This window comes from Magnetococcales bacterium (assembly GCA_015232395.1).
Classification (GTDB): domain Bacteria; phylum Pseudomonadota; class Magnetococcia; order Magnetococcales; family JADFZT01; genus JADFZT01.
On the sequence record JADFZT010000108.1, the window covers coordinates 1 to 11,554 of the forward strand.

Sequence of the window (11,554 nt, forward strand, 5' to 3'; positions counted from 1 at the left end):
CCAGCCCCCCTGGATTCCCGCATTCGCGGGAATGACAGAAAAAGTACAGCGGCATATGTCCAATTCTTGATTTGAATGGCTATACTCTCTCTCAGCCACTGGAAAAACCTGGGAGAGGCCTCTTCTAAACTGGTTTCAGAGGGGGGTCTCTTCCAGGGCTTCAATACGTTCTCGACACTGCCGGTAACCCTCGGGATTGCCCACATCGAAGAGGTTTCCCGGCAGGTGTAGACCCAGCAGGGTGCGCTCCTTGAGAATCAACTCCCGGATAGGCCGGTCGGTAAACTCCTCCCCGGAGGGGACGCTCCTGCGGGCGCGCTCCAGGGTGTCGAAAAAGTGCTCCCCCGCCACCCACATTCCAAGCCCCCTCAGCTCCCCGGGAAAGCGGGGCACAAAACAGCCCGGCCCCTTGGGAGATTGCCCCTCTACCCGGTAGAGGTTTTTTTCAAGCCGGGTCAGCGTCACATGTCCCGAATTGCTCCAGGCCCCTCCTGCTTCCGGGGCTACCTCGGTGAGGGCCATGATATCCCGCCCCTGTTGATCGTATGCTGTCACCAGCCTTTTGAGGGCTTCTCTGGCGAGGCCGTTTTTGGGAATATGGATGTTGTCGGGATAGAGGATGGCCACCGGCTGTTTTCCGATCACGGGAGCTGCATAGGCCAGGGCATCTCCCTCTCCCAGAGGTTTTTTCTGATGGAGAAAGGTGACCGTCAGCCCCGGATGATCGAACACCTCTGCTGGAATCTCCTTGCCCTGGCGGGTGATCACCACCAGATGGTTGATGCCAGCGGCAATCCCTTCTTCCACCGCAAAGCGAATCACCGGACGCCTGCCCATGGGCAGCATCTCCTTGGGGCGGGTGGCATCAACCCCTTGCATCCGGGTGCCGAATCCGGCCACTGGCAGGAGCAGGTGGCGAACGGTGGAGGTCATCACACCACCACGGTCAAAAAATCTTCCGCCAGGATGATTTTGCCGTCAAAGTGAGCCTGGCACTCCTCCTGGCGTCGGGAGTCGGCCCCCTCAATGGGATAAAAATGGCTCAACAGCAGCCGTTTGGCACCAGCCTCCTCTCCTACCCGGCCACATTCAGCCGCACTGAGATGGCCCGGAACCTTGCCATCCGCCAGGGTGGAGCAGTCGAGAATCACCAGATCCCCCCCCCGAGCCAGATCGACAATGTTTTGGTCATAATCGCTATCCCCTGAAAAGACGATGATTTTACCGTTGTGTTCGAAGCGGTATCCTACGCTCGACATTTTGTCGGAATGCAGGGTAGGGGTGGAGCAGATGGTCACCCCGTCCAGTTGCCATCGATTTTGAGCTTCGCTGACGATTACCTCAAATGTTTTGGGCAACCCAGCCACTGCGACGATAATTTCCTCGAAAAAACCGGGAAAGCCGGGTGGGCCGACTATTTTCAGGGGTTTTTCCCTGGTGAGACCGGGAAGCCTCAGGGCATGGAGCAGAGGGATCAGATCACCGATATGGTCGGGGTGGGTGTGGGTGATAAAAATCCCATCCAGATTTTCATGGCTGCGCCCCACATGGAGCAGTTGCTTGAGGGTGGCGCTGCCGCAATCGATGAGCCATTGCTGCTGGTTGATATCCAATAGATAGCCAGCGGCGTTGCGGGCCAGGGAGGGTATGCCGGTACCGCTGCCGAGGATGGTGACTTTCATGGCTTCCAAGGGGCCTCCGATGGGGTTTGTTGGGTTTTAAGAATGTGACGATCCATTTCCAGGCCAACAGGGATTCAAGCTTAGGCAGCTGTTCCTTCCCAGTCCAGCGTTTCCTGTTTGGCAGCGTTGGCAAACCTTTTTTCGTCCATCAAGGGGGATTACTTTGGTCGGGTTGTTGGCATGGGTTGCCCAGGTGTTGTGATTGAAAATATCCTTGGAAGGAAATAAATTGACTGATATCAGCCAGCCCCACGACCGTTTTCTGAAAATTCTCCTCGCCAACCCCCACACAGCGGGAACCTTGTTGCGGGAGCGGCTGCCTGAAGAGGTAACCCGTTTTTTTTCCACCGAACCACCGGAGTTGGTGGAAGGAAGCTTTATCGATGGGGAGTTTCGCAAGCATCTGACGGACCGGCTCTTTCGGGTCAAATGTCTGGATGGTCGATCCGCTTTCGTCTACACCCTGATTGAGCACAAGAGCCATCCGGATGGTTGGATCGCTTTTCAGCTGTTGCGTTATGTGGTTCGAATTTTGGAGCAGTTGGATCGGGAGCGGGAAAAGGGCACACTTCTTCCTCCTATCGTGCCTCTGGTGGTGTATCATGGGGTAGAGGCGTGGCAAACGCCGACCCGTTTTTCAGCGTTGATGGAGGGGGATGAAGCGCTCAAACCGCATTTGATCGACTTGCCTTTTTCTGTCGTCGATCTGGGGCAGATCGATGATGTCGCCTTATCCGGGGATGATCGCTTGCGAGGCGGCTTTTTGACACTGAAATATGTCTTTCATCAAGCCCATCAACCCCAGGTTGCGACAAAAATCGCCCGACTGATCCGTACGGATTCAGAGCTGGCTGAGCGGGTTTTTGTCTATATGATTCAAACTTATGGAGCCTTGGATATGAGCGATGTACAGGAACTGACAGAGGAACTTTTTCCGGGCAAAGCGGAGCAATATGAGTCTATCTGGGCCAAAAAGATGATCGCCAAGGGTCGGCAGGAGGGTCGGCAGGAGGGTCGGATGGAAGAAAGAGTTGACCTGTTATTGTTTCAGCTGGAAGAAAAATTTGGTCCATTGCCGGCTTGGGTTCGGGAGAGCGTTGCCAGCGCAGATATAGCCTCCTTGAAGGAGTGGAGCAGGCGGGTATTGAAAGAGGATTCCCTGGAAAAACTCTTTGCACCCTGAACTCTCCTGCTTTTCATGTCTCTCTCCAAATCCCGCTTTGGAATATCCCTTGCTCCCGCCATACGCCTTCTCTCAATCATCAAACAACCAGGCCGCCCCCCGAACCCCGCTGGAATCCCCGAAGCGGGCTTTGATGATGGGGGTGGTGACCTGATGGGAAAAGACGTGGCGGGGGAGCAGTCGGGGGATGTTTTGGTAGAGCCGTGTGAGGTTGGATAATCCCCCCCCCAGGACGATCACCTCCGGATCGAGAATGTTGATGACACTGGCCAGGGCCCGGGCGAGGCGGGATTCGTAGAGAGAGAGAATATCCTCAGCCCGGGGATCGCCCTGATCCGCCAGAGAGAGAATTTTCAGGGGGGGAAGGGGGTGGCCATGGGCTTTTTCGAAGGAGAGGGAGAGGCCGGGGCCGGAGCAGAAGGTTTCGATGCAGCCGTTTTGGCCGCAATAGCAGGGAGGGCCTGGGCGTTCGTTCTCATCGGGCCAGGGGAGGGGGTTGTGGCCCCACTCTCCGGTGAGGGCGTTGGGGCCACAGAGGGGCTGGCCCTGGATGACGATACCGCCCCCCACCCCGGTGCCGATGATCACCCCGAAGACGCTGTTTTTTCCGGCTGCGGCACCGTCCGTCGCTTCGGAGAGGGTGAAACAATCGGCGTCGTTGGCCAGGCGAATGGGGCGGTTGAGCCGCTTGCTCAACTCCTGGTCCAGGGGTTGGCCGATCAGGCAGGTGGAGTTGGCATTTTTGATCAATCCGGTATCAGGAGCCAGAGCGCCGGGGATACCGATTCCCACCGGGGTGGGGGAGATGTGGGGGCCGGTGGCTATGTTTGCGGCGTTTTCCACCGCGTACACCAGCTTGACGATGGCAGCCACCGTGGCGGGATAATCCCCCTGGGGGGTCGGGGTGCGGATTCTGGCGGCGATGTGGCCGTCTGAATCCAGTGCCACCCCTTCGATCTTGGTGCCTCCCAGATCAATCCCGATGCGCATGGCTGTGTGATTCCCCTTTGGCATTTTCCAGATCAATCCCCGTGGGTTAAATCTCTGTGATTTCTTGCTGTTTTTCCGGAAACAGGTCGCAAAACTTTCGATTGTTTTTATCTCCTGCCCTGGCGGGTTTTGGCCCCAGGGATGACGTAAGCCTGCGGGTGTGGCATGATCATGCTTCCAATCCAGGTGTATCCTACAACAACGTTGGACGGCTTCCCCAGTGAAATTTCCTGAAAAAACATCCGCTGCCGGTTTAAATTCTGGTGGGGAGGATGGGCTTGTGGCAGAGGGTTCTCTCGGCCTCAGACAAGCCCCCCATCCCGATGCTGAGCCCGTGCGCGCTGAGGAGGGGGTGAACTACTGGCGGATGGTGGATATCGAAACCCTGCGCACCCGCAAGGGGTGGAAAAAACGGGGCCGACGTATTCCCCAGGGGAGCCAGCCTGTCCGGCAGGTGGAGGAAAACGGCCACACTCTGGATCTCTACGCCCCGGACCAAACCTACGATGAAAGGGCTTGGTTGCATCTTCAGCGGGACCGGATTGCGGAGCGTTGTCAGAGCTGGAAGCAGCGTTGGGAAGAGCTGATGGCTGGGTTGGCTGACTGGGAAGATTCTCTGGCTGACCAGCCGGGTGCGGAGGGGGAGTGGGCGCTGTTGGAGCTTTTGCGCCAGCGAGATACTTTGGTCGATGAGCGCCATGCCCTGGCAAAATCAGCCCAGGCTCTGGAGCTGGATCTGCCGATCCCCGAAGAAAATCCGTGGTTGCAGGCCATCAGCCACTATCGCGCCCACCGATTTAGCACGGCTCTGGCGGAGTGTGATCCCGATGCGGCGGATCTGGCCCGGGAGGTGGATGCCAAAATCACCCAGGGGGAGGCAGAGCACCCGGATCCCTATTATCTGCTCCCCTATTGGCACTATTACGGACGCTTTCATAAAGCCTTTGAGGCGGCCCGTTGGCAACGGGAGGTGACCGACGCCACCCAGGTGCATCGTTTTCATACGCTCTTCAGCGCCCGGGAGATGAGCCGTACCTTTACCCTCTATCTGGGGCCGACCAATTCCGGCAAAACCTATCAGGCGCTGCAACGTTTGGCCGAGGTTGAGACCGGCGCCTATCTCGCACCCTTGCGCCTGCTGGCTCTGGAGGTCGCCGAAACCCTCAATAAATCGGGGGTGCCTTGTAACATGGTGACCGGGGAGGAGCGAATCATGGTGCCGGGAGCCCGCCACACCGCCTCCACCATTGAAATGCTGCCGCTTTCCACCCGCTACGACCTGTGCGTGATCGATGAGGTCCAGATGTTGGGGGATGCTGACCGGGGGTGGGCCTGGACCCAGGCGATCTTGGGGGTGCAGGCCGCAGAGGTATGTTTGGTGGGGGCCCCCGAAGCCCAGCCTGCCATCGAAAAGCTGCTGGCGCTGACCGAGGAGAGCCGGGAAGTGATCCGGCTGGATCGTCTGGCCCCCTTGAAGCTGATAAACCAGTCCGTGAAGGGGTTTGATGATTTGGCCCCGGGAACCGCCATCATCGCTTTTTCCCGAGCGGGGGTGTTGGGGCTTAAGAACGAATTGGAGCGCAAGACCAAACAAAAGGTGGCGGTGCTTTATGGCGCTTTGCCGCCGGAGGTGCGCAGACAGCAGGCGGGACTGTTTGCCACTGGAGAGGCTGCTTTTCTGGTGGCCACCGATGCCATCGGCATGGGGCTTAATCTACCCATTCGTACGTTGCTTTTTGCCCAGGATCGAAAATTTATCAACCGGGAGGAGCTGCCACTGACCCCCCTGGAGGTGCGCCAGATTGCCGGTCGCGCTGGTCGTTACGGGCAAAATGAAGTGGGCTATGTGGGGGCTTTTCGCATTTCCATGGACCACATCCGCACCACTTGGAGCCAGGAACCTCCGAAGGTTCGCCGGGCGCATCTGGCCCCCAACCTGGAGCAGTTGCTGGCTATTTCTGCCCTGGTGGAGGGGAAGAAGGCCAACTCCTTGGCGCGTCTGTTTGCTCTTTTTGTACGCTCGGTGCGGCCTGATCCCAATGTCTATAAGCTTTCTGATCTGGAAGATCAAACCGTTCTGGCCCGCTTGACCGATCGCTATGCCAAGCTTGATCTGGCCACCCGTTTTGCCCTGTCGGCGGCCCCGGTTCCCTTGCGCGCCACCCAGGCGGTGACGGCGTTTGAAACCATGGTGGCGACTGTGGCCAGGGGGGGTGTGCTCACCCTGGAGAAGGCCTTGACCTCCTTGAGGCGGGGGGAGTGGTCGTTGGGGGAGTTGGAAACCGCCATGCGGGTGGTTAATCTCTATTGTTGGCTGCACTATCGTTTTGGGGATACCTTTCCGGATATCGACAAGGCCCAGGAGCAGCGTCGGCAGATCAACCGGGGGATTGTGGGGTTGCTGGAGCAGGGTAAGGGGATAGGGGAGCGGTGTCCTGAATGTCGCCGGGCATTGCCGGTGGGTCACCCCCATCCGTTGTGCGATCCCTGCTTTCGGGCCAAACGGGGAAGGGTGCCCAAGCGGGTGTTTGGAGAGCGGGGCAAAAGCTTTGGTGAAGGACGGCGGCGGCGAGGGGGGCGACCAAGGCAGCGCTAGGCACATCCAAGATAGTGGTCAGCGGTTGGGCTGGATGGAGAACCACGCATACCGTGACCACCAATGGTGTGGTCCAATCATCAGCCATTTTCAGGGGCTGAAGTGCAAGGGGGGCTCCCTTTGCGATGAAATATCAGTAGCGCGCCATAAAAGAGAGCGAGCTGATCAGTTTGTTCATGTCGTCCAGGCGGTTGATCAGGCGGATGATGATCAAATCTTTGATTTTTTCGCGGATTTCGGTACCCAGTCGCTCCATGAGGACGGCGTCCACCCGCAGAACAGTCAGGGGGACGTCGGCGACGATGTTGGAGATACGGGGTTGACCGGTGAGGAAAGAGACTTCACCAAAAAAGTCCCCGGGGTTAAGCTGGGCCAATACGCCGGACTTGCCGGTTTGGGTGACGCTGACGGTGCCGGAGATGAGAATAAAAAAGCTGGTATCCTTGGAGCCTTGGCGGATGACATACTCTCCCATCTTGAACTTTTTGACGTGGGTTTCAAAGCCGGCAAAGCGTTTTTTTTCGTAGGGGGTAAAATCTTTGAAGAACGACAGGCTTTCCATCATGCCAAGCAGTCTTTCCCGGCCTATGTTGCTTTCGGTTCCAGACATGACTCCGTTCCTCCCATGGATGAATTCAGAAGGGGACGACCCCTTATTGAGCTTAATTGATAGAAGCAACTATTCTATACCACTCTTGAGTGATGGCCTCGGAAAAAAAACCGGCTGCTTGGAAGTGTGGGGGTGGGGATGAATCTGGAGGGTCGGATAGTCCATCGCAGCCGGGGGGCTGGGGGGGTGATCGAGGTGGTGGATGAGGAGAGTGTGCGATTTTTGCACTTTGCCACCCCCCACAAGCAGAGCGCCATGGTATTGGACGATCCCAACCAGCTGGTGCTGCCCTACACCCGGCACATGATGGGGGCGCTGTTGTTTGGAGAGGCTCCCAGGCGGGTGTTGATGGTGGGCTTGGGTGGGGGATCGATGGCGCGATTTTTGTTGCACCATTTTCCCGAGTGCCGGATGGATGTGGTGGAGCCCAGCCGCCGGGTGGTGAGGGTGGCGAAGCAATTTTTTTCCATCCACGAATCCACCCGCCTGGTGGTGCATTTGACTGATGGCGCCCGGTTTGCTGCCAACGCTTCGAGCCGTTTGCATGGGGCCTATGATCTGATCCTGGTGGATGCCTTTGATCGTGAGGGGATGGCCTGGTCGGTTTACAGTCGGACTTTTTTTGATGATTGTCGTTTGCTGCTCAGTCGGGGTGGGGTGATGACCTGCAATCTTTCCAGCACCAACTGGGGGGATTTTAAAATGGTTTTGGATCGGGTGACGGAACGTTTTTCGGGGGCGGTGTTGAAGCTGCCGGTGGCCCACTCCAACAACGAGATTGTATTTGCTTTCAACGATCCCGATTTTTCTCCGGATTGGCACGGTGTACGGGTGCGGGCGGTGGCGTTGGAGGCCCATTTGGCTCCGGAAATGCAATGGGGGTTGGACTTTTCGGCATTTATCCGCAAAATGATTCGAGTCAACATTCCTCTTTGGCGGCGTTTGCTGCCCTTTGGGTGAAGCCATGGGACGATTTTTGTTCGGTGTGATCGTGCTGTTCGGGGCCACTTTTACAGCCTGGTATCAGTGGGGTGGGGAGTGGCGGGGGTTTGAAATGCTGGGGGTTTCAGACCGGTTGGTCAAGCTGGAGACCGGGCGGGAATCCCTGCGTGCCAATTTAAACCGGGTGGCTAAGTTGCCGGTTAAGTTGGTGGAGTTGGAGGGCCGGGTTGGGGCGCTGGAGGGCAGGACCAACGAGGCGTTGACGGCGCGGATTGCTTCTCTGGAGGCGATGCTGCCCCGACTGGTGGAGTTGGAAGAGCGTATAACTCAGGTTAAGCCCAGTGGGGTGCGGGTGGAGAGCGGCACCATGAAGGTCAAGCGGGAGGATGCCCAGTGGAAGCTGGAGGATCTTTTTTCCCGTCGCCGGGTGTTCAACAAGCGAGTGATTTTTACAGAGCCCTTTCCCGAGGCTCCCAAGGTGATTTTAGGGGTTACTCAGCTGGATATGGGTAAGCAGATCGATCAGTTCCATGTTTTAGCAGCGGATATTTCCGTCACCGGTTTTTCCATCCGTTTTCAGACCCAATCCGATACCCGCATCAAAGCCGCCACCGTGGACTGGCTGGCCCACGGCAGTCAAAGCAGCGCCAATAAATAAAACTGGTTTTTTTGTCCTGTTTTCCAAATGAGGGGTATGGCACTCTGTGTTACAATTAAAGATGTTTCAGAGCGGCTGCTTCCTCCGTTTCAGGAGATATCTCCATGCAAGGCCCTCCCCCTTCCGGCCAATTCATGGGCAAGTGGTCTGGCGAATATCCTGCCTCCTTTAGTTGGCATCCCCTGATTGACCATTGTGCCGATGTCGCGGCCTGCTTCGAATCCCTGCTCAAAATTCCCCTGATTCGCAAACGCCTGGCTCGATCCTGTGGCAAGGGGGATCTCACTCCCAGGCAGATCGCCCGGCTTTCGGAGCTGGCGGCTTGGCACGACCTGGGGAAAATTAACCGAGGTTTTCAGGAGCACCACAAGGGAGAGATGGCTCAACGCCGTGGGGGGCATGTGGGGGAGGCGGGATATCTGATCGAAAAATGTTTTCTGCGAAAGGATATGGGGTCCACCTCAATCATTCCAATGGTTTGGATAGAGTATGAATAATTCAATCGATTGGTATCAATCGTGCAAACTGAACTGACGGGTTGGTCATTTTTTGATCTGAAACACTCTATCGTGGGAGATGCCGTATGTCCGTTGAAGGAATTTTACAGGAGTTGACCCCCATTTTTCAGGAGGTGTTTGATGACGGTCAACTGGTGGTTACCGAAACGCTGAGTGCCAATGAAATCCCTCAGTGGGATAGCTTGAGTTACGTTCAACTTCTGGTGACCATTGAACAGCGGCTACAAGTCAAATTCAATGCCTCCGAAGTGGGAGAATTGAAGGATGTATCGGACTTGGTGCGGGCTATCGTTGCCAAACGTTCCGGGTAGCAGGGGGGTGATCAGACCGAAAGGATGAATCACTTGATAAAATAATGAGGCTCTGCCATGGATGAGTTTCGTTCGTTCTCTGGGTTGGTTTCTTCCAGGCAAGCGCCATGAAGCTCCAGTCGGCTGAGCTGTTCCAATAAACAGACGCACTGGCTTGTCGATTTTCAGTTTTGATGCGGGCAGCCAGGTTTTGCTGGACGACTCGTCTCATCACGATACGATCACCGATGATTGTGAGGTGCCTGCCTGTTTGATCGGGCTGGAAATCGATGCTGAATGCTCCCCTGTCTTGGGTTTTCCCAGGGAAACGGTAAAGGCTGGATGAGCCCAACGCCCTTATCAGAATTCTGATAGACCCACGCCCCAACGACAATAACCCATTGTAAACCCCAATGCTTCCCCACTCAATGGCGGAATAGATCTCTTATCGCCTTTTCTGTTTGTAACGATAGGTCAAAAACTCACCCTGTTGTAGGAAAATGTTATGTTGGTATCTGTTGTTGAATATGAATAGCAGGGGTTTGGCTCGATCCTGAAGCGTGTTTATTGTGAGTTGTTTTTACTGATGATTGGGTTGTTGATTTTTAGTTCAACAAGTCGATGTCGATGTGGTTAATTTTGCGGGTGTTGCGTTAACATCATTGACATTGTTTTATTTTTGACAGAAACTGTCGAGCCTCATGAGTAAACAGTATTTCAATTGATGTGATGATTTTTTTGTAATGTTTTGTAAATGTCGGTGTGTGTAAGAAAAGAGAATCTTACTGCTTCAGTCGCTGGTTTTCCTTTTGACGCTATAAGATAGATGTTTGTGAATATTGTTTTTTTTATCCTGGGGTCGTGCAATTTTTTTGATTTGTGAGAGGGGAGTGCTCAGTCAGTCTGGACGAGATGCTGGGATAGTCAGTTTCAGGCATGGAGGTTGGCCAGAATGGGATCTTGGTAAAAAATAACAAGCTGTTTGCAGTAGAGGCTATTTGTTTGCCAAAAGAAAATAGAAAGGAATATTTTTTTTGTCTAGAGGGGTGGGGAGTATGGCTTGGTGGAGAAATAAATGCGTATCTCAGAACGTGAGCCCGGTAAAATTGTGGTCGCTCCAAAAGGAAAAAAATTTACCTACGATTTGCAGCGCTCCTTCAGGAAAGCGTTTTACAAGAAAAAAACTGGACTAAGATATGTGATTGACTTCAAAAATATAGAGTATATTGATAGTATGGGTGCTTATATGTTGCTCATGCTACGAGAGCATAACAATAAAGGCGATGAAAGTCTTCAGGGAGAAGTGCGGATAATTAATGCGAAGAAGCCAGTCAAGAAAGTTCTTGCTTCCTTAAGGATAGATAGTCTCTTTTTTGTCAAATAGTTTTTTTTGATGGTTTTGATGTGTTTTGTTGCTTGGTGTGAGGTGATAAGTCAGGTGTGGTTTTCTTGACCCTCATGACTGTCTTGATTGACTAAGTAGGGCATTTTTTTGTTGGGGCTAAATTCAGTAGTGTTGAATTCGCGGTAAAAAGCAATCCTGCCTGGGAATTGCTTCCTGCTCTACCTGTCATTCTATTTTAGTTCAAGCGTAACATCAGAAATAAAACTCGGAAGGGATTTTATTCTTTTATCCCCAACGCCTTGGCCATGTTGAGGAGAGATGTGTGGGCTTTTTTATAGTCAAGCCTGTCGATCTCATTTTCTATAAAGCGCATCATTTCGACGATATGAGGAGGGGTGTTCGTCAATAAGGGTTTGAGCGTGTCAAAGGTGGCCAAGCTTTTGTATTCGTTCCCCTCAATCTGTCGGAGCAGGCTTTTAATCAGGGGAGCAGCCTCAGTGAGATCCAATGGGGCTGCTTCTGTTTCAGGCTGGCCTGCTCTACTGGCAAAGGAGGGGGGGCGTGTCCCGTTGTGGTAACCTGGAAATGGTGGTTACTAAGTCAGTAAAACATTTTCAGACCAAAAAGGCTGTCAAGTCTTATTTGCGGCAGGGTGCTGAATAGTCTGAAGTTTCACCGATTCATGTAGCTTTGGATCATGCGGCCAAGCCCAACAACACGGATACCAAAGGATTTCGTGA

General features: G+C 54.4%; 12 protein-coding genes. 7 read left to right on the forward strand and 5 right to left on the reverse strand.

Going from position 1 to position 11,554, the window contains the following annotated elements; translation table 11 throughout:
- Nucleotides 1–135: 135 nt before the first annotated feature.
- Both HQL52_18575 and HQL52_18580 read right to left on the reverse strand, forming a co-directional pair.
- Nucleotides 136–933, reverse strand: coding sequence for an NTP transferase domain-containing protein (locus HQL52_18575; protein MBF0371450.1), 798 nt, complete (start codon nucleotides 931–933; stop codon nucleotides 136–138).
- Nucleotides 933–1,682 carry a ribonuclease Z gene (locus tag HQL52_18580; protein ID MBF0371451.1) on the reverse strand — a complete coding sequence of 250 codons (750 nt, stop codon included), beginning with the start codon at nucleotides 1,680–1,682 and terminating at the stop codon, nucleotides 933–935. Before HQL52_18580 ends, HQL52_18575 begins: the two co-directional genes overlap by 1 nt.
- A 229-nt stretch (nucleotides 1,683–1,911) precedes the next feature.
- Between HQL52_18580 and HQL52_18585 the strand changes: the two genes are divergently transcribed.
- Complete coding sequence (locus HQL52_18585; protein MBF0371452.1) at nucleotides 1,912–2,865, forward strand: Rpn family recombination-promoting nuclease/putative transposase; 954 nt, start codon at nucleotides 1,912–1,914, stop codon at nucleotides 2,863–2,865.
- Between the two features lie 72 nt (nucleotides 2,866–2,937).
- Here the strand turns inward: HQL52_18585 and HQL52_18590 are convergent, their stop codons facing one another.
- A complete protein-coding gene (locus HQL52_18590) occupies nucleotides 2,938–3,855 on the reverse strand; it encodes an ROK family protein (GenBank protein MBF0371453.1) in 918 nt (305 codons plus the stop codon).
- Nucleotides 3,856–4,135: 280 nt separating this feature from the next.
- Here HQL52_18590 and HQL52_18595 point away from each other — a divergent pair, with 280 nt between their 5' ends.
- The gene (locus HQL52_18595) at nucleotides 4,136–6,451 is read left to right on the forward strand and encodes a hypothetical protein (protein ID MBF0371454.1); all 2,316 of its coding nucleotides are present in this window, start codon (nucleotides 4,136–4,138) and stop codon (nucleotides 6,449–6,451) included.
- 133 nt (nucleotides 6,452–6,584) lie between these two features.
- Here the strand turns inward: HQL52_18595 and HQL52_18600 are convergent, their stop codons facing one another.
- Complete coding sequence (locus HQL52_18600) at nucleotides 6,585–7,061, reverse strand: cyclic nucleotide-binding domain-containing protein (GenBank protein MBF0371455.1); 477 nt, start codon at nucleotides 7,059–7,061, stop codon at nucleotides 6,585–6,587.
- A 138-nt stretch (nucleotides 7,062–7,199) separates the two neighbouring features.
- Between HQL52_18600 and HQL52_18605 the strand changes: the two genes are divergently transcribed.
- The 5 genes from HQL52_18605 (at nucleotide 7,200) to HQL52_18625 (ending at nucleotide 10,853) form a co-directional block, all read left to right on the forward strand.
- The gene (locus HQL52_18605) at nucleotides 7,200–8,021 is read left to right on the forward strand and encodes a spermine synthase (GenBank protein MBF0371456.1); all 822 of its coding nucleotides are present in this window, start codon (nucleotides 7,200–7,202) and stop codon (nucleotides 8,019–8,021) included.
- A gap of 4 nt (nucleotides 8,022–8,025) precedes the next feature.
- The gene (locus tag HQL52_18610; GenBank protein ID MBF0371457.1) at nucleotides 8,026–8,661 is read left to right on the forward strand and encodes a hypothetical protein; all 636 of its coding nucleotides are present in this window, start codon (nucleotides 8,026–8,028) and stop codon (nucleotides 8,659–8,661) included.
- A gap of 134 nt (nucleotides 8,662–8,795) precedes the next feature.
- Nucleotides 8,796–9,158, forward strand: coding sequence for a CRISPR-associated endonuclease Cas3'' (locus HQL52_18615; protein MBF0371458.1), 363 nt, complete (start codon nucleotides 8,796–8,798; stop codon nucleotides 9,156–9,158).
- 86 nt (nucleotides 9,159–9,244) lie between these two features.
- The gene (locus HQL52_18620) at nucleotides 9,245–9,490 is read left to right on the forward strand and encodes an acyl carrier protein (GenBank protein ID MBF0371459.1); all 246 of its coding nucleotides are present in this window, start codon (nucleotides 9,245–9,247) and stop codon (nucleotides 9,488–9,490) included.
- A 1,054-nt stretch (nucleotides 9,491–10,544) separates the two neighbouring features.
- The gene (locus HQL52_18625) at nucleotides 10,545–10,853 is read left to right on the forward strand and encodes an STAS domain-containing protein (protein MBF0371460.1); all 309 of its coding nucleotides are present in this window, start codon (nucleotides 10,545–10,547) and stop codon (nucleotides 10,851–10,853) included.
- 238 nt (nucleotides 10,854–11,091) lie between these two features.
- On the opposite strand, the gene HQL52_18630 is transcribed toward HQL52_18625, so the two are convergent.
- Nucleotides 11,092–11,322, reverse strand: a complete 231-nt coding sequence (locus tag HQL52_18630) for a hypothetical protein (protein ID MBF0371461.1) — start codon at nucleotides 11,320–11,322, stop codon at nucleotides 11,092–11,094.
- Between the last annotated feature and the right edge of the window lie 232 nt (nucleotides 11,323–11,554).